The sequence below is a fragment of the Streptomyces alkaliphilus genome (assembly GCF_014141535.1).
Classification (GTDB): Bacteria; Actinomycetota; Actinomycetes; order Streptomycetales; family Streptomycetaceae; genus Streptomyces; species Streptomyces alkaliphilus.
In genome coordinates, this window is record NZ_VKHT01000535.1 from 1 (window position 1) to 3,575 (window position 3,575).

The 3,575-nt window shown below is 72.9% G+C and carries 1 protein-coding gene; it reads right to left on the bottom strand.

The annotated features are described in order from the left end of the window. Window positions 1-105 precede the first annotated feature (105 nt). On the bottom strand, window positions 106-2,817 hold the full coding sequence (gene ppc, locus FNQ90_RS16240; protein ID WP_182607044.1) for a phosphoenolpyruvate carboxylase: 2,712 nt from the start codon (window positions 2,815-2,817) through the stop codon (window positions 106-108). Between the last annotated feature and the right edge of the window lie 758 nt (window positions 2,818-3,575).

Sequence of the window (3,575 nt, forward strand, 5' to 3'; positions counted from 1 at the left end):
CCCCCGTCGTGTCCACCCCCGTGTCCGCCCCCGCGTCCGCGGCCGGGAACGCGGAACGGGCCGCCCCCGACAACGGCGGGCGGCCCGTTCCCGTGTGACGCGTGCTCAGCCGGTGTTGCGCAGCCCGGCCGCGACACCGTTGACCGTCAACAGCAGCGCACGGGACAGCAGCTGGTCCGGCTCCTCCCCGCGCTCGGCCGCCTGGCGCTGACGGGCCAGCAGAGCCACCTGGAGGTAGGAGATCGGGTCGAGGTAGGCGTCCCGGATCTGGAGGGTCTGCCGCAGCGCCGGGTTGGCGGACAGCAGTTCGTCGCCGCCGGTGACCCGCAGCACCTCCGCCACGGTCAGCTCGTGCTCGGCGCGGATGGTGTCGAAGATGTGCCGCAGGTTCTCCGGCACCAGCGTCTCCACGTAGTGGCCGGCGATCCGCAGGTCCGTCTTGGCCAGCGTCATCTCGACGTTGGACAGGAAGTTGCGGAAGAAGTGCCAGTTCTCGAACGCCTCCGAGAGCACCCCGTCCAACCCCGCCTCGCGGGCCGCCCTCAGCCCGGTCCCGACACCGAACCAGCCCGGCACGATCTGCCGGGACTGCGTCCAGCCGAAGACCCACGGGATGGCCCGCAGCCCGTCCAGGCCGGCGCCGCTGTCGGGACGGCGCGAGGGCCGCGACCCCAGGTGCAGTTCGGCGAGCTGGTCCACCGGGGTGGAGGCGAAGAAGTACGGCGGCAGGTCCGGGTCCTCGACCAGGGCCCGGTAGGCGCCGTGCGCGGCCTCCGAGACGGTGTCCATCGCCGCGTCCCAGCGGGCCAGCGCCTCCTCGGACTGCCGGGGCGCGGTGTGCAGGGCGGACGCCTGAAGGGTGGCGGCGACCGTCAGCTCCAGGTTCTCCCGCGCCAGGGAGGGGACGAGGTACTTGTCGGAGATGACCTCGCCCTGCTCGGTCACCTTGATCTCGCCCTCCAGGGTGCCCCAGGGCTGGGCGAGGATCGCGTCGTGCGAGGGGCCGCCGCCACGGCCGACGGTGCCGCCCCGGCCGTGGAAGAGCCGCAGCCGCACGCCGTGCCGGTGGGCGACGTCGCGCAGCCGGCGCTGGGCGCGGTGGATCTCCCACTGCGAGGTGGTGATACCGCCGAACTTCGAGGAGTCGCTGTAGCCGAGCATGACCTCCTGGAGGTCACCGCGCAGCGCCACCAGGCGCCGGTAGGAGGGGTCGGAGAGCATCTCGTCGAGCAGGTCGTCGGCGATCCGCAGCTCGTCGGTGGTCTCCAGCAGCGGCACGATGCCGATCCGGGCCCAGCCGGCGTGCAGGTCGATCAGCCCGGCCTCGCGGGCCAGCACGGCGGCGGCGAAGACGTCGTCCGCCCCCTGGCACATGGAGATGATGTACGACTCGATGATCTCCGGCCCGAAGGTGTCCAGCGCCTCGCGGATGGTGCGGAACACGCCCAGGGTGCGGGACCCGGCCTCGTCCAGCGGCGCCGGGGTGGGCGCCAGGGGGCGACGGGAGCGCAGCTCCTTGGCCAGCAGCCGGGTGCGGTAGTCGCGCGGCATGTCCACGTACCGCCAGGACTCCTCGCCGAGCCGGTCGAAGAGCTGCCCGAGGGCCTGGTGGTGGGCGTCGGCGTGCTCGCGGACGTCCATGGTGGCGAGCTGGAGCCCGAAGGTGGAGATGGTCCTGACGACCCGCTCCACCTGGCCGTCGGCGACCAGACCGCCCCGGTGTTCGCGCAGCGAGCGCTGCACGACCGCCATGTCCGTCAGCAGTTCGCCGGTGCCCAGGTAGTCGCGGCCGGGCTGGTGCGGGGAGCCCTCGCGCAGCCGGGAGAGGGTGTTGAGCAGCTTCTGCCGCACGCAGGTGACCTTGAGCCGGTAGGGCTCCTCGGCGTTGAGCCGCTTGTAGCGGGGGGTGATCTCCGGCAGCAGCTCCAGGTCCCGGGCGAGGGAGTCGCGCAGTTCGTCGGTGACGCCGGTGTTGCGGATGGAGCCGGAGAGCGTGCCGCGCAGCTCGTCGATGTGGTCCAGCGCCCGGCCGATGCCGTGCTCGTGCTGGAGCAGCAGCACCTCGCGGGTGACGGCCGGGGTGACGTTGGGGTTGCCGTCCCGGTCCCCGCCGATCCAGGTGCCGAAGGTCAGCGGGCGGGTACCGGCGGGCACCGGGAACCCGGCGCGCTCCAGTTCGGCGGCCAGGTCCTCCAGCAGGTCACCGACCGCGCCCCGGTGCAGCTCGTCGAGGTAGTAGACGGCGTTGCGGGCCTCGTCGCCCGGCTCGGGGCGGACCACCCGCAGTTCGTCGGTCTGCCAGATGAGGTCGATGTTCTCCGCCAGCCGCAGCTCCAGCCGGCGGGCGTCGGCCTCGGAGATCGCCGTCTCCAGCAGGCCGGCGATGGCGCGGAGCTTGGTGAGCACCGAGCGGCGGGCGGCCTCGGTGGGATGGGCGGTGAAGACCGGCCGCACCTGAAGGTTGGCGACGGTGCGACGCACGTGCTCGGGGTCGGCGTCCTTGAGGGTGTCGGCGGTCCGGGCGAGCAGGCCGCCCTCCTCCGCGCGACGCCTGCGCATCTCGCGCCCCCGGTGCACCTGCTCGGTGACGTTGGCCAGGTGGAAGTAGGTGGAGAAGGCGCGCACCAGCTTGGCGGCCTCGGCGATGTCGAGTTCGCCGAGGAGTTCGGCGGCGGCCTCGCCGTCGGTGCGGGTCAACCGCCGGACGCGCTCGACGAGCTCGAGCAGTTCGGGACCGTCCTGGCGCACGAGGGTGGCGCCCAGCAGTTCACCCAGTCGCCGGATGTCGGCGCGCAGGGCACTGCCCGGGTCGGTCACCGCGTCCGCCGCGGAGGCCGAGGTCCCGTTCCCGGTGGACGTGGTGTGGTCGGACCCGTCGGACCCGTCGGACCCGCCGGAGGGGGAGGTCGGAGTCTCCGTCGTGGTGTCGGCACTGCTGCTCACGGATGCGGCTCCTTGCGGCTTGCGGCTCTTCGGTTCGGCAGGTCACGGACCGCGCTGTCCGACGGCACCAGGATAGGCACTCCGTGTCGCGGAGGGGACACCCCTGCGGTCCCGTTCCGCAGGACGGACGGCCCCGGGCGGAACCGTCACGGTGGTCCGGGTGCCGGGGTCCGGGCGCCCCGGCGCGGCACCCACCGCGCCGACGAACGGATCATCCCTCCGTATCGGCGATCGGACCCCCTTTTCGGAGGCCCCGGCGAGCGGCACGGAACCACGGCCGGCGGTCTTCCCCTTTCGACTTACGGTTCCGTAGGTTACGGTGGCGTAGGTGGAGCCCGGGTTCGGCTCCCCCCGGGAGCACGACGCGGTCACCCGCTGATCCGATCCGCCCCGGTGATGGTCGCCGGTCGCTCCGGCAGGACCACGCGCCCGAGGGATGCGCGAGTCGCGCGTCGCCCATCCATCGGTTCGCATCGTGCCGTCGCAACGACGGCGGGCATCCCGCCCCCCTTGTCCCCTTTGACACAGACATCAGTTCGCGGTGTTCCCGGAATCTCCGCTCGCCGCCGATTCACCCGTTTGTCCGGGGTGCGGCCTCCCCGGGTCCCCTTCTGGACCCCACTCACCCACCC